Source organism: Pseudomonas sp. GW821-FHT09H03, assembly GCF_059415945.1.
The window spans coordinates 105464-129012 of sequence record NZ_JBWKOF010000015.1 but is presented as its reverse complement, the minus strand read 5'-3'; the positions used below and the strand labels follow the sequence as shown (position 1 = coordinate 129012).

21 protein-coding genes and 3 pseudogenes are annotated in these 23549 nt (G+C 58.4%); 13 read left to right on the top strand and 11 right to left on the bottom strand.

Annotated features, from left to right (window positions below; translation table 11 throughout):
• Positions 1 to 267: 267 nt before the first annotated feature.
• Entirely contained in the window at positions 268 to 3342 is a 3075-nt protein-coding gene (locus AC07OG_RS21100; RefSeq protein WP_495067990.1) for an Ig-like domain-containing protein, read from the top strand.
• Positions 3343 to 3774: 432 nt separating this feature from the next.
• Here AC07OG_RS21100 and AC07OG_RS21095 read toward each other — a convergent pair whose 3' ends face one another.
• The 3 genes and pseudogenes from AC07OG_RS21095 to AC07OG_RS21085 form a co-directional block, all read right to left on the bottom strand.
• Positions 3775 to 4110 (bottom strand): hypothetical protein, encoded by a 336-nt coding sequence (locus AC07OG_RS21095; protein ID WP_218425972.1) that lies wholly within the window; start codon positions 4108 to 4110, stop codon positions 3775 to 3777.
• A 90-nt stretch (positions 4111 to 4200) separates the two neighbouring features.
• Positions 4201 to 4482, bottom strand: a complete 282-nt coding sequence (locus tag AC07OG_RS21090; protein WP_218425971.1) for a hypothetical protein — start codon at positions 4480 to 4482, stop codon at positions 4201 to 4203.
• A 622-nt stretch (positions 4483 to 5104) separates the two neighbouring features.
• Positions 5105 to 5305: pseudogene (locus tag AC07OG_RS21085) on the bottom strand (winged helix-turn-helix transcriptional regulator); the annotation flags it as partial.
• Between AC07OG_RS21085 and AC07OG_RS21080 the strand changes: the two are divergent.
• Positions 5305 to 5513, top strand: a pseudogene (locus AC07OG_RS21080) (MFS transporter); the annotation flags it as partial. The pseudogenes AC07OG_RS21085 and AC07OG_RS21080 overlap by 1 nt on opposite strands.
• A gap of 36 nt (positions 5514 to 5549) precedes the next feature.
• Here AC07OG_RS21080 and AC07OG_RS21075 read toward each other — a convergent pair.
• Complete coding sequence (locus tag AC07OG_RS21075; RefSeq protein WP_495067989.1) at positions 5550 to 5717, bottom strand: hypothetical protein; 168 nt, start codon at positions 5715 to 5717, stop codon at positions 5550 to 5552.
• 135 nt (positions 5718 to 5852) lie between these two features.
• Positions 5853 to 6677 carry an alpha/beta fold hydrolase gene (locus tag AC07OG_RS21070; protein ID WP_060539923.1) on the bottom strand — a complete coding sequence of 275 codons (825 nt, stop codon included), beginning with the start codon at positions 6675 to 6677 and terminating at the stop codon, positions 5853 to 5855.
• A gap of 423 nt (positions 6678 to 7100) precedes the next feature.
• Between AC07OG_RS21070 and AC07OG_RS21065 the strand changes: the two genes are divergently transcribed.
• Complete coding sequence (locus AC07OG_RS21065) at positions 7101 to 7463, top strand: helix-turn-helix transcriptional regulator (RefSeq protein ID WP_495067988.1); 363 nt, start codon at positions 7101 to 7103, stop codon at positions 7461 to 7463.
• A gap of 10 nt (positions 7464 to 7473) precedes the next feature.
• Here AC07OG_RS21065 and AC07OG_RS21060 read toward each other — a convergent pair whose 3' ends face one another.
• The 5 genes from AC07OG_RS21060 to AC07OG_RS21040 all read right to left on the bottom strand — a co-directional run bounded on the left by AC07OG_RS21060 (position 7474) and on the right by AC07OG_RS21040 (position 12022).
• Positions 7474 to 8421, bottom strand: a complete 948-nt coding sequence (locus AC07OG_RS21060; RefSeq protein ID WP_495067987.1) for an AraC family transcriptional regulator — start codon at positions 8419 to 8421, stop codon at positions 7474 to 7476.
• A gap of 133 nt (positions 8422 to 8554) precedes the next feature.
• Positions 8555 to 9118: a cysteine hydrolase family protein gene (locus AC07OG_RS21055; RefSeq protein ID WP_218425967.1), complete on the bottom strand. Its 564-nt coding sequence runs from the start codon at positions 9116 to 9118 to the stop codon at positions 8555 to 8557.
• Positions 9115 to 10638, bottom strand: a complete 1524-nt coding sequence (locus AC07OG_RS21050) for a catalase (RefSeq protein ID WP_495067986.1) — start codon at positions 10636 to 10638, stop codon at positions 9115 to 9117. The genes AC07OG_RS21055 and AC07OG_RS21050 overlap by 4 nt, the downstream gene beginning before the upstream one ends.
• A complete protein-coding gene (locus tag AC07OG_RS21045; protein WP_495067985.1) occupies positions 10628 to 11275 on the bottom strand; it encodes a cysteine hydrolase family protein in 648 nt (215 codons plus the stop codon). Before AC07OG_RS21045 ends, AC07OG_RS21050 begins: the two co-directional genes overlap by 11 nt.
• 42 nt (positions 11276 to 11317) lie before the next feature.
• Positions 11318 to 12022, bottom strand: a complete 705-nt coding sequence (locus tag AC07OG_RS21040) for a hypothetical protein (RefSeq protein WP_256352858.1) — start codon at positions 12020 to 12022, stop codon at positions 11318 to 11320.
• 271 nt (positions 12023 to 12293) lie between these two features.
• Here AC07OG_RS21040 and AC07OG_RS21035 point away from each other — a divergent pair, with 271 nt between their 5' ends.
• The 5 genes and pseudogenes from AC07OG_RS21035 (at position 12294) to AC07OG_RS21015 (ending at position 13969) form a co-directional block, all read left to right on the top strand.
• Complete coding sequence (locus tag AC07OG_RS21035) at positions 12294 to 12560, top strand: DUF2024 family protein (RefSeq protein ID WP_218425963.1); 267 nt, start codon at positions 12294 to 12296, stop codon at positions 12558 to 12560.
• On the top strand, positions 12557 to 12862 hold the full coding sequence (locus AC07OG_RS21030; protein WP_495067984.1) for a Rho-binding antiterminator: 306 nt from the start codon (positions 12557 to 12559) through the stop codon (positions 12860 to 12862). The genes AC07OG_RS21035 and AC07OG_RS21030 overlap by 4 nt, the downstream gene beginning before the upstream one ends.
• Positions 12863 to 13330: 468 nt before the next feature.
• Positions 13331 to 13512: pseudogene (locus tag AC07OG_RS21025) on the top strand (metallophosphoesterase); the annotation flags it as partial.
• Positions 13513 to 13596: 84 nt separating this feature from the next.
• Positions 13597 to 13842: a hypothetical protein gene (locus AC07OG_RS21020; RefSeq protein ID WP_495067997.1), complete on the top strand. Its 246-nt coding sequence runs from the start codon at positions 13597 to 13599 to the stop codon at positions 13840 to 13842.
• Positions 13766 to 13969: a hypothetical protein gene (locus tag AC07OG_RS21015; protein ID WP_256352857.1), complete on the top strand. Its 204-nt coding sequence runs from the start codon at positions 13766 to 13768 to the stop codon at positions 13967 to 13969. Before AC07OG_RS21020 ends, AC07OG_RS21015 begins: the two co-directional genes overlap by 77 nt.
• A 207-nt stretch (positions 13970 to 14176) precedes the next feature.
• On the opposite strand, the gene AC07OG_RS21010 is transcribed toward AC07OG_RS21015, so the two are convergent.
• Positions 14177 to 15256 (bottom strand): sigma-54 interaction domain-containing protein, encoded by a 1080-nt coding sequence (locus AC07OG_RS21010; RefSeq protein ID WP_495067983.1) that lies wholly within the window; start codon positions 15254 to 15256, stop codon positions 14177 to 14179.
• 407 nt (positions 15257 to 15663) lie between these two features.
• On the opposite strand from AC07OG_RS21010, the gene AC07OG_RS21005 reads away from it, so the two are divergent.
• The 5 genes from AC07OG_RS21005 to AC07OG_RS20985 all read left to right on the top strand — a co-directional run bounded on the left by AC07OG_RS21005 (position 15664) and on the right by AC07OG_RS20985 (position 23526).
• On the top strand, positions 15664 to 16737 hold the full coding sequence (locus AC07OG_RS21005) for an ABC transporter substrate-binding protein (protein ID WP_495067982.1): 1074 nt from the start codon (positions 15664 to 15666) through the stop codon (positions 16735 to 16737).
• 14 nt (positions 16738 to 16751) lie between these two features.
• Entirely contained in the window at positions 16752 to 17975 is a 1224-nt protein-coding gene (locus tag AC07OG_RS21000; RefSeq protein ID WP_495067981.1) for a lipase family protein, read from the top strand.
• Between the two features lie 15 nt (positions 17976 to 17990).
• Positions 17991 to 19199, top strand: coding sequence for an LLM class flavin-dependent oxidoreductase (locus AC07OG_RS20995; protein ID WP_495067980.1), 1209 nt, complete (start codon positions 17991 to 17993; stop codon positions 19197 to 19199).
• A 4-nt stretch (positions 19200 to 19203) separates the two neighbouring features.
• Positions 19204 to 20790, top strand: coding sequence for an ABC transporter substrate-binding protein (locus AC07OG_RS20990; RefSeq protein WP_495067979.1), 1587 nt, complete (start codon positions 19204 to 19206; stop codon positions 20788 to 20790).
• Positions 20791 to 20943: 153 nt separating this feature from the next.
• Positions 20944 to 23526: a TonB-dependent receptor plug domain-containing protein gene (locus tag AC07OG_RS20985; RefSeq protein ID WP_495067978.1), complete on the top strand. Its 2583-nt coding sequence runs from the start codon at positions 20944 to 20946 to the stop codon at positions 23524 to 23526.
• Positions 23527 to 23549 lie beyond the last annotated feature (23 nt).

Here is a 23549-nt window from a genome sequence, read left to right as displayed (position 1 = left end):
TCAGGTAGCTGTCGAACGGTGGGCCGCGATAGCCACCCCTCCATAAATGGGGAACTACACCCACCAAAACCGGGCGCTTTTCACCAGATTAGAGGAATTTCCCCCACCTGTGGTGTGTCCGCGCATGTAACACCCATAAATCACCCGTTAGTTAATTTTAGCTTTCCGCTCGCCCTACGGTAATGGCTTATTAATTGCACCCTCCCCCTGTAACAGCTGTCGTTCCGGCCATGGAGACAGCGTGGCCTCAGGCGAGGGGTGTAAAAAATGAAACGCGCGACTCCACCATGCAATTCCATCTGTTTGCTACGCAGGTCAAGCCTGCCCTATGCGATGCTCCTGACCCTGACCACCGCCGACGCTGCGCCGCTCGACGATGTCAGCCAGCCACCACCAACGGACCCTTCGGCCTTCTACAACCCGCCCGCCGACCCGGCTGCGGCCTTGGAAGCCCTGAAGACCATGCCGAGAACCAACCAGGGCTCCATGGCCCTGCCCAACGGCATGTGGGGCGACCGCAAGACCCCGACTGCTGAAAACGTGTTGCCGCCAAGTCTGCAGACTTCATTCAAGATCCCTACCAACGGCAAGCCCAGCCCATTGTTCGGGGCCCTGCCATACACCCAGCAATTGCTGCTGTTCGAAGAATTCGGCACGGAAAAACTCGACCCGACCCTACCCGCACCGCCACTGACGTTCCCTGTGCCCCTCGCCGGCCCGGCGCCTACGCAAGACCCCAACAGCATCGCTCGCAGCGGCCCTTCAAGCGCGGCACTGGAAGCCTTCATGCGTCAGCCGGGGCTGTATCCGTTTCCCTCGCAGTATTCCAATGTGCTCGACCGCAACCCCTGGAAAGCGCCGATCGAAGCCTTCCTCAACCGCCGCCCGGTTGGTTCGTCGGCCGAGGGTCGTCCACCAGGAAAAGGCTGGTCCCATCAACGCTGGAACGAGTTCTACCCCCAGGTTGCCTTCAAAACCGTGCAAGCGGGCGCCAAAATCAACGGCGGCATGCGCGACCGCCGGCAGATGCACAATTACGCCGTCGGTGAGTTCGGGCCTGGCGGGCTCTACAACCAGACCTCCGACAACCCGGTCATTGCAGGCACGACCAAAGGCATCGACACCCGTTTCCACCCCAAAATGCCGATTCAGAACCACAAGGCGCTTTGGACCTTTGACGGCACCTTTCCGTCAAAATTGCTGATGGTGCGTCACGGCCAACCGGTGCTGATGCGGCACTACAACGCCTTGCCGATCGACCCCGCGGCCAACATGGGTTTCGGCCTGCATACCCTCAGCACCCACGAACACAACGGCCACTCCCCCGCCGAAAGCGATGGCTATACCAATGCGTTTTTCTTTCCGGGGCAATACTACGACTATCGCTGGCCGCTGCCTTTGGCCGGTTACGACACCATCAACACCACCGCTCAGGACCCGCGCGCAGCGTTCCCCTGCTCCCCGGGCGAAACCCTGTTCGTCAACGACGCCACCCCTGGCCTCAAGACCTGCAACAACGGCAGCATCAAGATCCGTGGCGACTGGCGCGAAACCATGAGCACCCACTGGTTCCACGACCACATGCTCGATTTCACTGCCCAGAATGTCTACAAGGGCAACGCGGCGATGATGAACTACTACAGCGCCCTGGACCGTGGCAACGAGGCGCTGCAGGACGGCGTCAACCTGCGCCTGCCCAGCGGTTCGGCGTTGCCCTGGGGCAACCGCGATTATGACGTCAACCTGATGATTGCCGACAAGGCCTGGGACAAGGACGGCCAGCTGTGGTTTAACCCGTTCAACAACGACGGCTTCCTCGGCGATCAGATCCTGGTCAACTGGCAATACCAGCCGACCTTGAAAGTGCGCGCGCGCAGCTATCGTTTCCGCCTCCTCAACGGCTCGGTGTCGCGTTACTTCAAGATCGCGCTGGTGCGTGAAGTCGCCGGCACCGGTGGCGAACTCCCCGGCCCGGCTGGTTCCGGCGTGTCTTACACCCGCGTACCGATCCACATGATCGGCAACGACGGTAACATCATGGAACACGCCGTACCGTTCGACGGCAGCATGGACCTGGACGCCGACGGCGACCTGCAGGAACACAATGCCGTTCTGCCAACACAAGCGATCGCCGAGCGTTACGACATCATCGTCAACTTTGCCAAACACGGGATCAAAACCGGTGACAAGCTGTACTTCGTCAACCTGATGGCGCATCAGGGCGGCAGGGGGCCGGAGCTTGCACCGCCGAGCCTGGCCGATGTACTGGCCGGTAGGTACAAAGCCGTGCTCAAGCTGGGAAGTAACGGGCTGCAATGGGACGGCGGCGACCCGGTGGTGGGCAGATTCATGCAGATGGTAGTCCAGCCGTATTCCGGCCAGGACGTGGCCATGAACCCTGCCGACTACGAACCCGCCAAACCGGGCAAACCGGCCGGCAAGAAAATGATCCCGCTGCACCTCAATCGCGACGACCCGACGATGCAGGCCAAACTGAAAGCGGCACGGCATCGCGAATTCATTTTCGGTCGCTCCGACGGCACCGACGAAGAACCCTGGACCATCAAGACCGACGGCAGTGTTGGTAGCAGGTTTGATGCCCGCCGCCTCAGCGCGGCCCCCCAACTGTCCACCGGCCCTACCAACGGCGGCTTCAGTGGCGACGGCACCCTGGAAGTGTGGAAAATCATTAATGGCGGCGAAGGCTGGAGCCATCCGGTGCACGTGCATTTCGAAGAAGGCATCGTGCTCAACCGCAGCGGCAAGGCGCCACCGGAATGGGAAAAATGGGCACGCAAGGACGTCTTTCGCGTCGGTGGAGAGCAGGAAAGTTCGGTGGAGGTGGAAATTGCCGTGCGTTTTCGCGAGTTCGCCGGAACCTACATGGAGCACTGCCACAACACCCAGCACGAAGACACCTCGATGCTGATGCGCTGGGACCTGGAGAACCCGGGCCAGTTCCAGTTGATGCCAACGCCCCTGCCCGGCTGGGACGGCGTCACCTACGTGAGCTCAGCGGCGTTGCCAACCTTCCGCACAGGCCAGACCGAAAACAAAAAACCGGTTGCCAATGCCGACAGCGCCACCAGCGCCGTCCTCCAGCCGCTGACCATCAACGTCCTGGCCAACGATAGCGACCCTGACGGTAATGTACCGCTCAAAGTGGTGGGGCTGACGCAACCGGCCGCCGGCGCAGGCACGGCCAGCACCGACGGCTTGCGCGTGGTCTATACACGTCCTGCCACTGTGACCACGCCGTTCACCGCGACCTTTACCTATCAAGCCATCGATACCAAGACCGCGGTGTCGACCCCGGCAACGGTGTCCGTGGCGGTCAGGTAGTACGAGGCGTCGGCGATCAAGGGGCCTCATAAGTCATGAGGCCCTGGATTAAAGTCAAAAAAGCCCGACTCGATGGTCGTAATGCTGTTCACTTAAGCGGGTAGCACACTTTGTGGCTAGGGGGCTTGTCGGACCGCCGCACCGCCCCGTTGGGCTGCGGACCGGCCCCAAAACCTGCCACCGAGGTGTATCAGGTACACCGCGTGTAATGGTTTTACGACTGCTCCGCAGCCGAGCGGGGCGGTGCGGCGGTCCGACAAGCCCCCTCACCACAGACTTTGTACTTGCCTTAAGATCGTCTTAAGTGAGCAGCATTAGACTCGATGGTCGGGCTTTTTAGTCACGCTTGAATCCGCAGACCGGCTCGTAACTCCTGCATCGTGAGCAAACCCAACTTTCCGGAATTGCGCACGGGCTCCTGGAAATGTACAACTAGAACGCGCTTACCTGGACCGACACTTCACTTGTACCAACATCAAGAAAGGCCAAAACAGTCACAACCCGATCACGACTCAGCTCGCCAGAATGAAAATCATGAGTGACTGCCCTATAGGTACAAGTCAAAGTTGTTTTATTTATATATGGATTGTCGAACGGCTGCAACTCCAAACCTTTTACACGATAGTTTTTTGCAATATCCGGCATTAAGCCGGTACAAATATCCCGGGTCGTCTTATCAGCATATTCTTCTGATTCTTCAATCTGAAAACTCTCTGCCAGTATATTACACGGCATAAGCAATACGAGGGCGAGCAGAAACTTTTTCATTGCATTCTCAAACAGAGCAACCAACTCAATCAGTCCACCTGAACGGCCAAAGCCCTGACCCCTTTCACCCAAGCAATATCAATATCAATATCAGAGCAAGACGTTTAGCTTATTGCTGGCGATATCCAGCGTAGCCATTACTCTTACAGCGCTCTCACCGTGAAATTTCCGGACAGTACCATCATACACACAGAGCACAAGCTCTTCATTTGCTGCATATGAACTGCCCTTGTCCACCAGCACCAAATTGTATACATCGTAGTCGCGCGTGACATCTGACCTGATTTTATCGCAAACGGCAACGTGGTCCGGTTCACCCGCAATTGCAGTAAAGGGTGAAAGCAGGGCCAGCAGGACAAGCAGCTTTTTCAATCTTCATTCCTCGTGTTCAGCTGATACAGAGACACCTGCGGACTAGCTACAGGCCTCTACATACTGTGCCTGCGCCATAATCCACTACGTCATCGGGTATCAAATCATTGAGATGTAAGCCACTGTTGTGGCAAGTACAATACGCAGCACAAGGAATACCGATTTTTTTCGTTTTATTTGCCAACACGCGAATATGCCAGACTAACCGCAAGCGCATAAAATCCGACGAGGCAACATGGTAGGGCCCCAGTTAGTTGACTGTCAATATGCGATATGTGCGAGCAAAAGCGTGGTACCAGGCGACGAAAGCCTGGTCGGCCAGTTCAGCATCTCTACGTTCACAACCGCACCGGGAACAATGAGATAACGCAAACAATGGCGATTTGATTACCTGACAAAGCGACTGTTCCGGATGTTAATCAAGCTGGTTAAAAATTATCGGCGTAGATAAACTAATACTTTCGCAGCAGATTGCGATTGGCGGAGCAGATGAAGAGTACACTCAATAATTATTATTTATTCTTCTACGGTGGCAGCCAGGTTGCGAAACCCGGTTAAAACCAAAGAAGTGCGTAACTCAGGCCACTTGCAACCACTTTGCGTACGCCGGTATTTGATCAATTCAGAACTCGCCATCAACAAATTTCACCCTGTGGCATTCAGAGGGCCCAAGTTTTTGACCGCTTGATGAGCGGACATCGATCGCCATCAAAGGCTGTCCGGACTCGTTGTCCAACAGCACCGAACGCGCCTCCTGCGGCCCGAAAAGGAAACGCTCGCCCCACTGTCTCATGCTGACCACAACCGGAAAGATCTCCCGTCCTTACCCACCAGAGCCTGATTTTTGCTGCTCGAGCCGACGCCCAAAGTGGCATGGTCGGTGCCTACATGTGCTTCTACTCGGTCGGCAGCGCGCTGGGGGCGGCAGCTGCGACCCAGGTTTATGCGCTCTGGGGCTGGATGGCAGTGAGTTTGCTGGCGCGTTGATCAGCGCGACAGCTTTGGTGCTGTGGGTTCTTTCACGTGATTGAAAGAACAGTCACTACGGCCGGGTTGAACCTGATAACTCATTCCTCTTGATCAATCGAATCCAGATCGTCAAGGTTATAAAGTTCTTCGTCTTCATCGTCTAAAATGCCTTGGGCATCTTCTTCAACCCATGGCTCTTGATCGTGGAATTCATGATCGAGCAGATGGTCATGCTCGGGTTCAGGAATATCAATCTCTTCGCTCATTTACGTTACCTGCGTTGACTGAACTGTGAATTGGGCACCTGTATAGGCGCACCATGCCCCTCAGTCAATACTCAGGCATACAGATACACCGGCAGCGCGTCGAAGGTCCGACGCGCCTGTTCGGCCGTGTCCTTATCAAGACTGCACGAACGCCAAAAGGTCAGTATTCAACCTTTCCTTATGGGTATCGGTAATCCCGTGGGGCGCACCTTCATAAACAATCAGCTTGCTGTTCTTGATCAGCTTCGCCGATGCCCGGCCCGCTGCATCGATGGGAACAATTTGATCGTCGTCACCGTGAATGATCAAGGTCGGCACGTCGAACTTTTTCAAGTCCTCAGTAAAATCGGTTTCCGAAAACGCCTTGATACTGTCGTAGGTGTTCTTGTGACCGCCGCGCATACCTTGCAGCCACCAGGCATTGATCACGCCTTGCGACGGCGTCGCACCGGGACGGTTGTATCCAAAGAACGGTCCGCTCGGGATATCGATAAACAGCTTTGAGCGGTCGGCCAGGAAACCGGCGCGAATGCCGTCGAATACTGCTATTGGCAAGCCGCCGGGATTGGCCTCGGTTTTAACCATCAGTGGCGGCACCGCAGAGACGAGCCCTGCCTTTTTAACTCGTTTGGACCCATGACGCCCGATGTACCTCGCCACTTCACCCCCACCCGTAGAGAAACCGAACAGGGTCACATCCTTCACGTCCAGGTGGTCGAGCAACTGAGCCAGGTCATCCGCGTAATGGTCCATGTCGTTACCGTCCCAGGGTTGGCTGGAACGGCCATGACCACGCCGGTCGTGGGCGATGCAGCGACAGCCATTGGAGGCCAGGTGATACATCTGGGACTCCCAGCTGTCTGCATCGAGCGGCCAGCCGTGACTGAAGACCACAACCGGACCCTTGCCCCAATCCTTGTAATAGATTTCCACTCCGTCTTTGGTGGTGAAGGTACTCATGGATTTATGCACTCCAGGGAAAGTTGTCGGGCTGGAAGCGGGTGTAGGAGATTGCGCAGTCGCCAGGCTGAAGCCTGGCAGCAAAGAGCCGACCGCCAATGCTGCGCCCCCCTTGATGAGAGAACGTCGAGCTTCATCGATTCCGGATTTTCGATTTGTCATGATTCCCGCCAGCCCATGGGCACCAGTTACGCTCACAGCATGCGCAAATCGACCAGGCACTGACTACGTAAATTCGGCAAGTTGCAAGGTTGTGCGGAGAGCTCAGGAACCTGCAATTGCCTGAGAAAACTTCGCAAACTTGCCTGTTTTACGTAGACCCAACACTCGGGTGGGCAGACTCTTGGTCAACTTGACCGAGCTTGATAGCAGGTTGAAATGGAAAAGCCCCCGCTCCCCCGTCCAAAATCCGCAGCGGCGCCGATGGCACGTTCCGGCGGGCAACAGACGACGCGCCAGGCCAACATCACCAGGGTGATGGAGCTACTGCAACACCGTGAAGAGCAGCCGATCAGGTTGTCCGAGCTGTGCCGCGATGCGGATGTCAGCGAACGCACAATGCGCTCGATTTTCAAGGAAATGTTTGGCGTCGGGCCTAATCGCTACCTGCACATTCGCCGTCTGCACCTGGTCCGTGTAGCGTTGTCCATGGCTAATCCGGATACCGAGTCCGTCAGCCAGATCGCCCTGCGCTTCGGCTTTTCCGACAGTGGCCGCATGGCCTCTGATTACCACGGTTTGTTCGGTGAATACCCCAAAAAAACCCTGATGCGAACGCTGCCGTGAACGCGAGCGCTCAGGGTCGGTTCAACGCCCTCGCAGCTTTAAGCCACTGCGCCGGCGGCACTCCGAAATACTGGCGGTACAGACTGGCGAGCCGGCCAAAGTCCCACACGCCGAAGCGTGCACAAATGCTGGTAATCGTATCTTCGGGGCCTGCATGACGGATGGCGTCGCGAATCCCATGCAAGCGGCGAATCATCAGATAGCGATGCGGACTCATGCCCAGGTATTCGTTGAAGACATTGCGCACCGTACGTTCCGAGGCGCAGGTCGCCTGACAGATGTCTTCGGTGTAAACCGGCTGGATCTGCAGCGTATCGAGCAGTTCCAGCGCACGCTTGAGTATTTCCTTGTGGTCGCGATGGTGCCTTGGTGCGGCGTGCAGCGGGTCTATGGGCAACAGCATGCGAAACACCACATCCATCACCTCCCGGCGCGCGGCTTCCTGCGCACCCTCGTTATGCAGCACCTCGGGGGAATGGGCCTCGATGTGGAACAGACGACGCGCCAGCCACAACAATGGGCCGAGATTGCGCTGGGCGTTGCCGACAAAGTTGCGATGCAACACGCAAAAGTCGAACTCATCTTCACGGAGCGATGCCCAGCTCAGCACTGACTCGCAGGACATCGCCACCGTCAGCCAACTGGCCGGGCATTTCGCGTTGATGTGGAACATGGCATCGGGCACCATCCAGCCGATTCGTCGGCGGTTGAAGGCATGGCCATCGACCACGGTGGACTCATGCCCCGTCAGCGGCAGGAAGATGTTGAAGTAACCGGGCAGGCCAATGCCTGAGTAGACTGTGCCGGCGCCTTCGCGCCCGCTCATCAGTGCCACACCGTCCAAATCGACAACGCTGAGTTGCCAGTCGCGTTGCTGCCGAGTACGCAGCACGTAGCGGCCTTGCACCCCGTACAACGCCTCTTCGAACTCGTCGAACTCCGAGCAGATCAGCTGCATCGCCCACCTCACTGAACCCGTACAGTGGAAAGCAGCCTCCGTGCCAATTCGGTCCAGGTGATGAGCGTAGACGACGAAAACGGCAGGCAGATGGACGCGCATGGCCGTCCATCTGCCCGATCGGTCAAACGGATCAGCGGCTCAGGTATTCACTGGTGGAAATGACTGGCGCGTAACCGAAACCGAGCGCGGCCATGAACGCCGCATGCACGTGCGCGGCGGGAACCTTGACCCCGTTGAACTCAAGATCCAGCGTGGCGCACGCATCGTGCAACACAGTGGTGGTGTAGCCGAAATCTACGGCTGCGCGGGTCATGCCATCCACACACATGTGGCTCATGTTGCCGACGACTACGATCTCGTTGATGCCGTGGCGGTCGAGGATGGCTTTGAGTTCGGTTTCACGAAACGAATTGATGAAGTGCTTGAGCACCACCGGTTCGTCCTCGCGATTCTTCGCGCTGTCGTGTATTTGCGCGCCTTCGCTGCCCGGGCGGAAAAAGGGCGCATTGTCGTCCTTGAACTCATGGCGGATATGCACCACCAGGTCGCCCCGCTCGCGGAACCGTTCAATCACCCGCGCAGCCTGTGCGGCGGCCTCCTCGACGTGGGAAAGCGCCCATCGGCCTCCCGGAAAATAGTCGTTCTGGATATCAACGACCACCAGTGCTTTTTTGTTTGAATCGCCATTGCTCATGATCTTTCTCCGGATGACAGGTTGCCAAATGGGGTGGGCTGATTGTCCGGTTCCGGATGCGTCGCTTGTAACTCCTGCGCAACCGGATTCAAGCCCAACGCTTTTGCCACACCGGCACCATAGGCCGGATCGGCTTTGGAGCAATTGACGATATGTCGATGCTTGATCATGACCGGCGCGTCGCCCATAGCCCGCGCCGTATTGTCGAAGAGTTGCTGTTGCTGAAGCGGCGTCATCAGGCGAAACAGATTTGCGGGTTGCTCGAAATGGTCCTCGACGACGCTCTGATCCCAATGTCCCGCATCGCCTTCAAGCGCCAATGCAGGCTCGTGCAGGTGCTGATGGTCCTGCCACTCGCCGAAGCTGTTGGGGTAGTAGGACAATGTCGAGCCGAGGTTGCCATCTGTGCGCATCGCCCCGTCACGGTGATAACTGTGGAACGGGCATTTCGGCGCATTGACCGGAATGTGATTGAAGTTCACGCCGAGGCGATATCGCTGCGCGTCACCATAAGAAAACAGGCGCGCCTGGAGCATTTTGTCAGGAGAAAAACTCACTCCCGGCACAATGTTGGCCGGAGAAAACGCCGCTTGTTCCACCTCGGCAAAATGATTGTCGGGATTACGGTTCAATTGCAGAATGCCCACTTCCTCCAGCGGAAACTCGGCATGGGGCCAGACCTTGGTCAAGTCGAACGGGTTGTGCCGGTGCGCACGTGCCTGTTCCTCAGTCATGGTCTGGATGCACAATTTCCAGCTTGGAAATTCCCCGCGCTCGATGCATTCATAGAGATCACGCAGATGGCTTTCGCGGTCATTGCCAACGACCTGTGCCGCCTCGCTATCGCTCAGATTGGTAATCGCTTGCTGACACACGAAATGAAACTTGGTCCACACGCGCTCGTTTCGTGCATTGATCAGGCTGAAGGTATGACTGCCGAAGCCGTGCATGTGCCGGTAACTGGAGGGAATGCCCCGATCACTCATGACGATCGTCACCTGATGCAATGCTTCAGGCAGCAGCGTCCAGAAATCCCAGTTGTTAGTCGCTGATCGCAGCCCGGTGCGCGGGTCGCGCTTGACCACATGATTGAGGTCGGAAAACCGCAGGGGGTCGCGAAAGAAAAACACCGGCGTGTTATTGCCCACGATGTCCCAGTTGCCTTCCTCGGTATACAGCTTCACTGCGAACCCACGAATATCACGTTCGGCGTCCGCCGCCCCACGCTCCCCGGCCACCGTGGAAAAACGCACAAAGGCTGGCGTCTGTTTACCGACCTCGGCCAGTGCTTTGGCCTTGCAATAACGACTGACGTCGGCGGTGACGGTAAAGGTGCCGTAAGCCCCGGCACCCTTGGCGTGCATGCGCCGCTCAGGAATCACTTCGCGGTCAAAATGCGCCAGTTTTTCCAGTAGCCAGATGTCCTGCAACAACGCTGGCCCACGCGGCCCGGCGGTCTGGACATTGAGATTGTCGACCACCGGTGCACCGGTGGCGTGAGTGAGCGTTTTATCGTTCATACGGTAGACCTCCGAAGGCTTGAAGCAACTCAGTCAGAACGCGAGTGGTGACGATGGCATGGGCGTAGGTCGGTCCATTGATCTCATGGGCGGCGGTCATGGCTTCCCTGGAAAACGCAGCGGTCGCATCCTTCACCAGCGTGACGTGGTAACCCAGTTCCGCTGCAAATCTGGCAGTCGTCTCGATACAGGTGTTGGCCAGCATTCCGACGATGATGACCTTATCGATGCCGTGCTGTTTGAGCTGGAAATCCAGATCCGTGTTTGCAAATCCACTGCCGCCCCAATGTTCCTTTACGACGACATCGTCGGGTTGCGGCATGAAATCCGGGTGCCATTCGCCTCCCCAGCTACCCGCTGCAAACACCTGCGCTTTACCCGCTCCCAACTGGTAAGGGCTGGGATGCTTCCACCCCAGAAAATCCTGCGCAGTGCAACGATGATGGGGTACGTAAAAAACGCGCACACCTGCTGCGCGAACCGCCGCGACGATCTGGCGCAAATTATCCAGCGTGCCCACCTCATCAGCGACCGCTTTGGCCAACCCGGCGAGCTTGCCCCCTTCGCTGAGGAAGTCGTTGTAAGGGTCCACCAGAAGTAATCCGGTGCTTTGGCGAGAATAAGTGACATCGCTCATTTGAACCTCCCGGCAACTGTAGAAATACCGCTGAGTCGCAACTCAAGGCTTATCCTTGGCGTTCCATGTTGCCGGTAATGAAAGATCACCCGAGGCGACATCCCATACCGAACTGACGCACAGCAGCGGATCGTGCAGATCAGCGTTGACCTTCAACCCTGCCGTGACACCGTCGTACTTGAAGGTTTCAGGAAAGCCGACGGCAGCCAGCGGGACCTCGATCGTCACCGTGTCCCTGGATAGCGTGAGCCCATAGCCGGGAGAGTCGATATACAGCGCGACGCCAGGCCATGTGGCTGGCATCTTCGGCTTCATGTCTTTGGGAATGTCCCGAACCTTGAGGCCGCTGGGCCCGCAGCTGGCTTCCTTGGTCAGAACGACCCAATGGGAATGCCATAACCCGCCGTCGTTGTCTTTTTTACCGTCCTTGTTTTCATCCAGCTGGGGGGTGTCGTCGAAATCGGGGTGGGATGTCAACGCCAGCGCGAGGATGCCGGACTTGGGCTCGAAGCCGACGACGTCGCTGTCCAGACTGGTTGGCCAGACGTAGCTATAAACGTCTGACCCGGCGAACTTGCCGGTGGATTTGGGCGTACTGTTGCCTGCAGTACCCGCAACGAGTTGTTGAAAGACGAGATTGTCGCCGTTGCGAAAAATGTGCGTATGAACCAGATCAAACGCGGCATCTGCTTGACCTTTAGCGCTGTCGATACCTCCTGGCTCATGGGCAAACAAGGGAAAGCTCATCGCCGAAGTCACGACCAAACACATTAAACGTCGCATGCCCTGCCCTCGAACAAAATATTGAGTTCAGTGCTCGTGGGGCTTTCGCATCAGTTTCGCCAGCATTGTCGCGTCCATTGAACACTGGCGGAGCTCAGCCGTTGAGCACTATCGCAATCATGTGAAGGGACGCATGATCCAGATATGCCAACGGGTGGGCTACGTAAAACCGGCAAATTGCGAACAAGCAGCCGGATCGTCTGTCGCTGCCTGCCACCTGGAAGGAGAATTAGCGATGAAAGTTAATGTTTTCGACACACATGTACGCACCCGCGACGGACGTTATCTGCACTTTGATGTTTTGACTCCAGGGAACGACCAGACTCTCGCTACCCAGTATGTCCGCGACTGGATGGCACAGCGGGGCGTACAAGACGTCGACATCGAGCAGAGCCGTTGCCAGTTCTGCCACAGCGAACCCGCCCACCCCGAAGTGGCTGCCGCCATCTCCAATCAGGGTTACTTCATCATCGCCCTTGAAGGCTGCCAGGAGAAACCATGAACGCGTATCAGCCGCTCAACTGTGATTTGCATGACTATCTGGAAATCGCCTGCATTCACGGTTACGACTTGCAGGTCGAACTGACTGATGGATCAACTTATGTGGCCAAGGCGCTGACTACGCGCACAGCAACTAGCAAGGAAGAGTTTCTCGTGCTGGGGAATCATGATGGTCTGCAAACGGTTGAAGTTCGGCTCGACCATTTGCTGGCGATCACGCCTATCGATGCCCATGCGAGTTTTGGTCGAGTCACGCTGGCGGGGAGTTACTGCGTCACTGGGCAGGAAGCTGAATCATCATGAATAGATTTCAACTCACCGTTCGCAAGAGTGAAAGCTGTTGGGGCATTTCGACTCTGATGCGCCTTGGGCAGAGGAGGCAGTTCAAGACATCGCGCGTTGTCTTGGCGAGGCCGGATGTACCTTGGAGCTGCTGGTCGCAGAAGGCGAACGTCGGGTGCTGGAGAGCGGGTCTGAGGGGATTCGGACTCATCTACAACGGGTCGCGGTGAAGCCGGGAATCTCACTTGTTTCTCTGTACCCATCCGACCAGCAATAAAGTGCAGCCTGTGACGAATAAGCCATAAGCCAGGTAACCGACACTGTCCCCCCTAAGCAAATGGTTCAGGCAAACGCCGAGCCCGAAAATTGCCAGTAGAGCCCCAATGACAAACATGGGGTTTTGAATCGCCTTATCCATCGCTGCCTCCCGCTCAAGACCTACTTCATTAAACCATAAGCCTGCCGGTGAATGGAGGTCGAAGATTGCGCATGCTCGAAGCTATCGAGGTGTCGCAGGTGAAGCGCTTCGCCGAAAACACGGCTGGCCGGGATTTCGCGGTCGGCGATTTGGTCGACCGTGGGCCGGAATGCCGCGACGTGCTCACTTGGCTCGACAAGCCATGGTCCTCCCGCTCCGGGGCAACCATGACGACTACGTTTGCCGCTTCAACAAAGGGCACAGAGTACTTTTTCGCTTTCAGACGAGAGAAAATAATTCAGTCCCCTTGATCAATCGAATCAGGATAATCAAGCTCATGAAACTCTTTGTCTTCATCGTCGACACCTGTGGCATACAAGTGAAGGTCGGTAGTACGGTGAAGGCGCCGGTTGATCTCCTTTTATCACGACTTCCCCACATAGATGAGCGCAAAAAAAATGCCGGATCGTCGGCGTCGTCGGTCGAACACGTGAGCAATAATGACAATGTCAAAGAAGCAGCAGGCAGATACACCGGCAGCAACCGCTGCAGACATAGAACGATCTATCCAGGCCCTGAATAAAATGGCGGAACGACTATGGGGAGATGGCCGGGAATCCGAAGCGAAAGCCCTACTCGATGCCTTGGATGCGTTAAATCGGGCGCTTGATCGGATCAGGATTGGAGAGAGCCGCAGGGTTCTCCATTAAGGGCTACGCGGGCATCTTTGATATTGGATCAAGGCCACGCCAGCCAAGCACGGCTGTTCACGTAGTAGCGTGTAAAAAGGCGTTTTCACCAGTCAATGATCAGGTAGTTTGGGCAGATCGAGTGTCTCAACAGAGTCGGCCATAAGCCATCATTCGCTGATTCGCTGAACGATCAATCACTCCGTATCAGAAAGTCACCGTGAGCTGTTACTCCCCCACCGATAAGGATCTGTTCAATTCTCCGATCTTTTCCAATCGCGCTCGCACAATGTTGCGACTGATGTTCAGCAGTCGCCCGGTCTGCAATTGGTTGCCGTGGCAAAAACGGTACGCGGCGCGAAAGATGGTTTCTTCAATGTGCTCATAGAGATCTGGAATGTTTTGCTCGAAAAGTGCGTTGAGTGCCGCTTCCAGGCTCACCGGTCCTGCGACACCAGTGCCCGCCTGAAACGCTTGTTCCTGTTCGTGGCGGATACCTGAGGAGCGCATGTCCACCAAGTGCAAGTCCGCCGGTGCGACCCGCTGATTGCGACACACCAGCAATGCATGGTGAATGGAGTTTTCCAGCTCGCGGATGTTGCCCGGCCAACTGTGCTCCAATAATTTGCGTTCGGCCTCGACACTCAATGAGGCGCGGTTGTAGCCCAGGCGCTGGCAGTGTTCTTCGAGGAAAAATTCAGCCAGTGGCAGGATGTCGCCCGGGCGCTCCCGCAGCGGCGGCAGGCGGATCGTGGCAACGTGCAATCGGTAGAAAAGATCCTCGCGAAAATGCCCGGCAACGACTGCATCCGCCAGGTTGACGTTGGTCGCGGCCACCAGGCGAACGTTGATCGGAATTGGCGTGCGCGAGCCCAGGCGCACCACTTCGCGCTCTTGCAAAACCCGCAGTAACTTGACCTGCATGTTCAGTGGCAAATCACCGATCTCATCGAGGAACAGCGTCCCGCCATTGGCCGCTTCGAACCAGCCGGCCTTACTGGAAGTGGCGCCGGTAAACGCGCCCTTTTCGTGGCCGAACAATTCACTTTCCACCAGCGTTTCGGCGAATGCGCCGCAGTTCACTGCGACAAAAGGCTCACGCCCTCTTCGGCTCAAGTTGTGGATATGGCGGGCCACCAGCTCCTTGCCGGTTCCGGTTTCGCCGATGATCAATGTGTTGGCCTCACTGGGCGCCAGGCGCTCTATTCGACTGAGCAACTCCTGGGAGCGCGGGTCCTTGAACACCAGAACGGTGGCCCTTACCGACTTGGTCAATTCACGGGCGTTTGGATGAGTGATCAGCGACATGGTGCATTCCTGGCAGTAAAAGCGCGTGCTCAATAGTGCACGAAGATATTTAGACTAAAAAATTATTAATTAGCATTTATATATTCCCATATCGAATATGGCTTCGAATTGCTCCTGCCTTGTTGCTGTAGCAGCAATTGGCAAGCATCGCCCTGCTTGCAGATCAGCACCCTCTGCTCTTAACAACCGAAGCCCCACACCCCCGCCCCCCCGCCACGCAAGGCCTGCAGCCAGATTTTCACGCTGTGGCATGCAATCTGCTCTCTCCCTCCCAACAGCAAATCAACTGTAGGAGCCGGCTTGCTGGCGAGGGCGTCCTCAACAACGCCGCAGGACTTGAAGGCCTCTCGCCAGCAAGCCGGCTCCTACAGGGTGCGTTTTGCCAATAGCCATCAAGGGAGATTTCAATGAAACGTTTCTGGCGCAATGGCCTTGTCGCATTGACCGGCTTACTGCTCAGTGCCACCGCACTGGCCGAACAGGTTCCGACTTCGGTGAAGATCGCCATCGTCGCCTACACCCAAGGCGGCAAGCCGGTGTTTGGCGGTATCGCCGGGCGGGTGATCGAGGACGGCTGGCTCGAACAGCAACTTAGCCAACGCGGCTTGAAACTTGAGTGGATCGCCCTGCCCCACGCCGGCGCCGGTCCGCAGATCAACGAAGGCTTCAGCAACAACAGCATCGACTTCGCCGTGCGTGGCGACCTGCCCTCGGTGATCGCCGGTGCGGGTGGCGTGCCGGGCAAATTGATCGTGCCCGGAGGCAGCGGCAACAACATCTACCTGGTGGTGCCCGCCGGCTCCGAAGCCAAGAGCATCGAAGACCTCAAAGGCAAGCGCCTGGCCCTGCACCGTGGTCGCCCCTGGGAGTTCGCCTTCAGCAACTTCCTCGCCAGCAAAGGCCTGAAGCTCGACGATTTCAAGATCGCCAACCTCAACCCGCAAGTCGGTGCCGCTGCCGTGTCCGCCGGCAAGGTCGACGCAGCAGTCCTGCTGAGCGAGGCCTACGCCCTGGAAGACAAAGGCGTGGGCCGGATTCTCTGGTCGACCAAGCAAGGCGCCAACGATTGGCGGTTGATTTCTGATCTCTGGGGCACCGACAGCTTTGTCACCCAGCACCCCGACGTCACGCAGTTGCTGGCGACGGCCTGGGTCAAGGCCGCGTGGTGGATCAGCCAGGAACAGAACCAGGACGCCTACTACCAACTCTCCTCCCGCGCCGGCACGGCTGAAAGCGTGCTACGCCGCGACGACCAGAACGATCCCGTGTCGTGGAAAGAACGTTGGGCACCGAAAAGCGACCAACAACTCAAGGCGCATTACCAGGCCCTGACCGCCTACGCCCTGGCCAATCACCTGATTCGCGACAATTACGACATCACCCCTTCGCTGGCCACCGGTTTCACCAACCAGGCGCTGATCGATCTGAAACTTACCGACTATTGGCCGGCCCTGCGCGGCCAGGTCAGCAACAATCCATGAATAGGGAATACCTGATGAAACTGCCGCAAAATTTCGTGTTCGGTCTGAGCGTCCTGGCGCTCTCCATGAGCGCCCTGGCTGCCGGTACCCACGCGCCAAAGTCCGACCCACTGCAAGGTGACGGTCGTGTCTCGTCGTTCTACACCTGGCAAGAAGTGATCCCCTCCACACCGGGCAAGCTGCTGCGTAGCGAACCGCTGGAAAAGACCTTGAGCCTGCCCAACGCCGCCAGCGCGCAGCGGATTCTCTACACCTCCACCGACGGCATCGATAACAAGACCCCAATCGTGGTCTCGGGCACGCTGTTCCTGCCCAAAGGCAAGGCGCCCGCCGGTGGATGGCCGGTTGCCAGCTGGGGCCATGGCACGGTCGGTGTCGCCGACGTTTGCGCGCCGTCCTGGCAAGGCCGCTCCTACCGCGACGTGCAGTACCTCAGCCGCTGGCTGGACGAAGGTTATGCCATTGTCGCCACCGACTATCAGGGCCTCGGCGTACCCGGTGGCCACCCGCTGCTCAACAATCGCATGGCGGCCTACGGCATTCTCGATGCAGCCAAAGCGGTGGTCGCTGGCGTGCCGGGGCTGGCCAACAAAGTGTTGATCGTCGGGCAATCCCAGGGCGGCGCAGGCGCTTTCGCATCGGCCGCCTACGCGCCGACTTATGCGCCGGACCTCGGCGTCAAAGGCAGCATCGGCACCGGCGTGATCTACACCGTGGGTGCAAAAAACGTCGGCGAACAGGACGTCAATAAGGTCGACGCGTCACTCGCCTATGGCTTCTACACGTTGCTGGCGGCCCAGCAGTACGACCCGAATATTAATCCCAAGGACTTCTACACCGACAAGGCGTTGCCTCTGTTCGAGCAGGCCCGCACCAGTTGCCTGGCAGCATTGGTCAGCGATGTGGTAGGCGTCGGCCTGACTCCGGCCAATGCGAAGAAAGACTACCAGGGCGACCAGCTCGCGGCGTGGCAGAAGCAAGTGTCTTACCCGACGCTGAAGCTGGCCCAGCCGATTTTCATCGGCACCGGCGCCGAGGACAAAACCCCGGCGGCTTCGACCCAGGTCGCGCTGATGCAAGACGCCTGCAAAACCGGCTCCGTGGTTGAGGGCCATCTCTACAAAGGGCTGGGTCATAGCGAAACCGTCAATGCCTCCCTCAAGGATTCGGTGCCTTTCGCCCACAAGGTCATCAACGACCAGCCGATCACCCCGATCTGCAGCCCTAGCGTGCAGTGATACGGAGCCCTCGACATGAGCATTGAATTTTTTACCCGCCTGCCCCTCCATGGCGAAACCCAGTTCCTCCCCGGCGACCCGCGCAACCGTGGTGACTGGCATCGCGGCGGCCCGAGCACCGGCGCCGTCTCGGCATTCAGCGTCGGCGACCACTTCACCTACATCGACTACCTGGGGCAGATCGCCAAGGCCTCAGAAATCAACGGCTTCGGCGGTGCGCTGATGGTCAACGCTCCCTCGGGTGAAGAACCCTGGACCGTCTGCTCACTGCTGGCCCGGGAAACCCGCACGCTGAAATTCGTCACCGCGTTCCAGCCCTACCACTACACACCGTGGGTCGCAGTGCAGCAAGCCGCGACCTATCAGCGCGCCACCGGCAACCGCCTGGTGTGGAACATTATCAACGGCGGCTCGGACGCGATTCAGCGTCAGGTCGGTGACTTCAGCGAGCACGATGAGCGGTATGAGCGGGCCATCGAGTTCATGGACGTGGTCAAGGGCTACTGGCACAACGAGAACTTCCACTACGATGGCAAATTCTACAAAGCCGAAGGCGGTGGTTTGCGCGGGCCCTTGAAAAAGGCCGAGTTGCCACTGATTTGCACTGCGGGCTCGTCGATCCCGGCCCGGGAATTCGCGGCCAAGCACGCCGATTTCTACCTGATGCGCGCCGAACATCCGGATGAAATTGCCGCGCTGATCGCTGATATCCGCGAGCGCGCTTTGAAGTACGGGCGTACGGACATTCGTTTCGGTTTGTCGATCGATGTCATTACCCGGGAGACCGAGGAACTGGCGCGCACCGAAGCCAAGCGTTTCTTCGACGAAGGTATCGCCAGGGGCGCGGTCAAGGCTGTGGCGGCCCATGCCGGGTTGCGCACTGCACGCAAGCTAAGCTACGAAAACGAGTTCGCGCAAAAAGCCGAGACCCAAAGCTTCGACGACTTTTTCATTCACCCCAACGTCTGGACCGGTTTCGGTTACATCGGCATTCCGCCGGGCTGCGCGCTGGTAGGCAGTTATGAAAATGTCGTGGCACGGATTCGCGAATACAACGCGATCGGCATCGATCTGTTCTTCCTCGCCGGCTACCCGCACCTGGAAGAAGCCTACCGCCTGGGCGAGCACATCCTGCCGCACTTTCGCAGTGAGCGCGTGCAACTGAGACGCCCGTCGCAAGCGCCGCTGGAACTGCGCTCCGCCAACGGCCCGACCGGAGCCTGATGCCATGAGCGACGATCACTCACTATTGAGCCGCCGGGACTTTCTCGGCCACAGTGCACTGCTAGGCGGTGGCTTGCTGCTCGGTGGCGGCCTGCTCGCCGGCTGCGGCCCGAGCAGCGAGAAGCCAAGCACCAGCGCCACGGCCGACAATCAACCGCGGTATGGCGGACGCCTGCGCCTGGGCATTCTCGACGGCAACCAGAGCGGCAACCTCGACGCGCACAAACCCATCGGCAGCGGCATCGTTCGCGGCTTTGCCCTGTACAGCAAGTTGTGGGAATGGGACGAGCAAATGCAACCGCGCCTGGCCCTGGCCGAGTTCGCCGAGCCGAATGCCGACGCCAGCAGTTGGACATTGCGCCTGCGTGCGGACCTGGAATTTCACCACGGCAAAACCATCGATGCCGATGACCTGATTTTCTCCATCCGCCGCCTCACCGATCCACAACTGGCCTCGCCTTACGCTGCGTTGCTGCACTGGGTGGACCGCGACAACCTGGTCAAGCTCGACTCGCGCACCGTGCGCCTCAATTTTCGAGAAGGCCGCAGCTACATGCCGCTGGCGGAAACCTGGGTCAACTTTGGCGGGATCGTGCCGGTGGACTACCACCCGGTGACCAACCCGGTGGGTGCCGGCCCGTACAAACTGAAAAGCTTCACCCCTGGCCAACGCTCGCTGTTCACCCGGTTCGAGAACTACTACAAGGACGGCAAACCCTACGCCGATGAGCTGGAAATCATCGACTTCAAGGATCAGGTTTCGCGCCTGGCGGCCCTGCGTTCCGGGCAGATCGACATGGCCAACGTGATGCCCACCGAACAGCTGCAAGTGCTGCAGCGCGACCCACGGCTCAGGGTGCTCAAATCGGTGAGCGGCAACTGGTTGTCGTTCGACATGAACCTCGACAAGCCGCCGTTCAATGATCCACGGGTACGGGAGGCGTTTCGCCTGCTGGCCGACCGCGAAGAGCTGGTGCGCCGCGCGCTCAACGGTCAGGGCCGAGTGGCCAACGACCTCTATGCGCCGAGCGATCCGACCTTCAACCACACGCTCGGGCCGCGCCCCCACAACCCGCAACGCGCGGCGCAACTGCTCAAGGAAGCCGGGCATGAAAATCTTGAACTGGAACTGGTGACAACGCCTGGTCCGGGACTGACTTCGGCGTTGGTGCTGGCTGAGCAGGCCAAGCGCATCGGTGTCACCCTCAAGGTCAAGCAGGTTGATCTGGCGACCTTCCAGGGGCCGTTGCGCAACGACTGGACGCTGAGTACCGGCGGCAGTATCGGCGCGCCGTTCCTGGCCAGCGCGATTCACACCGACGCGCCGTTTGCCGTGTCGAACAAAACCCATTTCAACGATCCTCAGTTCAGTGAGCTGTTTCTGGCGGCGATGGCACAGCCCGACCTGGAGAAACGCAAGGCGCTGGTCCACCAGGTTCAGCAGATCCAGTACGAACGCGGCGGCATGTTGATCTGGGGTTACGCCGATTTGCTCGACAGCGTGGCCAACCGCGTAGGCGGCGCGGCGGCCGAGGAGTCGCTGTTCAGCACGTGGCGCTTTGAAAAGCTCTGGTTGAAAGACACGGCCTGACGCAACACCGACCTGTAGGGGCCGGCTTGCTGGCGGTGGCGGTGGTGAACGTTACACCGCTATCGCCAGCAAGCCGGCTCCTACAGGTCGGTGTTGTGTCAGGTGCTGCTTGTTTACGTATTTCAATGAATTTATCTATCGAGGCACATTTTCATGCCCTCTCTCGGCTTCGTTCGTCCCGCTTCTGGCCACGCTCTGGCGTTGGTCATCGTTTCTACCCTGTCGACGTCGACCTTCGCCGCCGACACTCAACTGCAAACCGTCACCGTTCAGGCCAGCGCCAGCGATTCCGATGATGACGCCCTGCCCACCCGACCGGAGTCGTCGATATACGGTGGCATCGAAACCAAGGTGCTCGACACCCCGCGCTCAATCACCCAGGTCAACGCCGAGCAACTGGCCAACGATCCGATTCGCAGCGCCGACGACCTGGTGAAGTACGCGCCGGGCATCACCCGTGGCGGCGGTCAGAACGCCGGGATCGCGCCGCAGTTCCGCGCCCAGGGTTCAGAAGTTTTCCAGGACGGCCAGCGCGCGTACGGTGTGCGGCACCCGGCCAACTTCAACGCTTTTGAAGGCGCCGACATCGTTGCCGGCCCTTCCTCGGTGACCTATGGCTCGGTGTCCGGCAGCGGCGGCTATGTCAACTACCTGAGCAAGAAACCGAATTTCAGTGAATTCAAAACCAGACTCAGCGGTGAGCTGGGCACTTGGGTACCGGACGGTGAATCCCGCGACTCCAGCAAATTCAGCGTCGATAACACCGGCCCGCTGAGTGACAACCTGGCCTACCGGATCAGCATCACCAAGCAGCGCCAGGAGGATTTCTACGACAACGTCGACAACAACTTCGACGCGTTCTACGGCGCCCTCGCCTGGCGCAATGACAACGTGCGCGTGGACTGGAATGCCAGTTACGACGACTACTACGACTACAACATCACCCACGGCTGGAACCGCGCTAACCAGAAGTTGGTGGATAGCGGCAAATACTACGCCGGGCGGGCCACGCCGATCATCCAGAACGGCAACACCCTCTGGTCACCGGTACTCGCCTCTGGCGCGGCCGATGCGCCGACCCTGGGTTGGGTCAAACGGCAACGTAACGCTCAGGGCCAATACAGCGTGGTCGATGGCAGCTTCCAGTCCGCCTCCCCCAACACCCAAACCAACCCGGGTAGCCTGCGTGGCTGGGTGTATGACCCGTCACTCGCCGGCAACGGCCTGACCTCGCTGTCCTCGCAAACCGGCCAGCGCGACGAGGATGAAAACTCCTCCCGGCGCTTCACCACGCAACTGCGGGTAGAAGCCGATCTGACCCCGACGATCACCTTGGCCAACAACACGTTTTACCAACGTTCACGGGACATGACCGACGCCGTCGGTTCTTTCCAGGTGCAATCCAAGGACAATATTTTCGATAACCGCTTCGAATTCCGCTCGCGCAATGAAACGCAGCTTGGCGGCCTGACCCTGCGTGATGACAGCAATACCGGGGTGATCTACCGCCGCGAGTTCAACCAGTCGATCGCCGCCAACAACAATTTCGGCTCGACCATCAACGCCTATGACTTGACGCAGGATCCGTCGGGCAAGAATCCGGGAGATCTGCTGGGGCTGACCGGTTCCAATCCGGCGGGCGGCAACGGTGCCTGGATCGGCCAGCCCGGTGTGCCGCAATTCTCCAACTACTACGGCTGGCTGAACCTACCGGCCATGTACCCGGCCGGCCACGGGCTCTACGCCGAATCCGTCGCGCCTTACACCGCTGAAAGTACCTGGACCACCAGCACATTGTTCACCCAGCACAACCTGCGGTTCGGTGAGTCGGTCGGCCTGAACATCGGCGCCAGCCGTAGCTGGATCGACGCCGAAATCGAAAACCCGTTCGTGCTCGCCGGCGGCAACCCGCGCAAGGACAGTGACAACTACCGACTGTTTGCCTTTCAGGTCAGTCCGTACGTTAAACCCACCGAAAACAGCACGCTGTACTACACCTTCGATCGCTCGCTGGCAGTCAATACCGGGTTCTTTTCCAACGGTTTGGGCTGGGGCAGTGGCGCCGGTGCCAACCTGCTGAATCCCCTGGCGTTCGAAAGCCTCAGCGTACTGCACGAAGTCGGGTTGAAAGTCGAAGCGCTGCCCAACGAGCTTTTCTTGACGCTCGCAGCGTTCAAGCAAGAGCGGGATCAATCACCCGACAGCAACAACAACATTGCCAGGCTGGTGATCAAGGGAGTCGAGTCGACCATTCGCTACCAGCCTGACGACCACCTACGCACTGCGTTGAACCTTTCGAAACTCACTGCCTACAACGAATTTGCCTCCCAGGCCGGTTTCGCCTCGGCGGGGTTCATTCCCGACAACGGCACGGTGTTCGGCGACAACAACAGCCTCAATCAGCGGCCGTCCGGGAGGTTCGACGCGGTACAGATTCCCGAATACACCGCCAGCGGATACTTCGACTATCGCTTCGATTCAGGCTTTGGTGCCGAGCTGTCCGGCTGGTGGACCAGCAGTTGGTACCTGAACCTGAGCAAGACCGTGAAAGTCCCCGACGAATACAACCTCGACCTCGCTGTGTACTACCGCCAGCCGCAGTGGAGCACCACTTTACGCGTGCTCAACCTGACCGATGAATTGAACTTCGTCAGCGGTCTGGCCGGCTCCACCAACACCTTCCTGCAACCCATGCCCGGCCGCACCGTGCTGGCCCAAGTGGATTACCAGTTCTAAAACCGTTTATCGCCATCAGGAGT